The following is a 281-nucleotide window of genomic DNA, read 5'->3' as shown; positions in this document are numbered from 1 at the left end:
GGCTCTGTGGCCACAAATTCAAAATGAAGTGTTTCCATCATCAAAATCCCTTTTTATTTTTTAAAGATGACTGCTGAGCACGATCTATAAACAAGGTTGCTGCCAACAAATCTGCGGCGCCACCAGCGGAAGCTTTCATCCTAAGCAGATCAATCTCTAAAAGATGTAAAGCACGTCGACCTTCCAAGCTTGAGCTACTGCCCAAATCAAGTACTTGCTGAGCACCTTGTTGCATAAGCTTTAAGCCAGATGTTCCAGATCGATAAAGCACACAGGTATCA

1 protein-coding gene is annotated in these 281 nt (G+C 43.1%); it reads right to left on the bottom strand.

What is annotated here, in order from left to right:
* Positions 1-40: 40 nt before the first annotated feature.
* The coding region (locus AC3II9_RS21710) for a triphosphoribosyl-dephospho-CoA synthase (protein WP_489158756.1) at positions 41-281 on the bottom strand (241 nt) is incomplete at its 5' end.

Source organism: Lysinibacillus sp. RU7, assembly GCF_057837305.1.
This window is presented reverse-complemented; position numbering and strand designations above follow the sequence as displayed.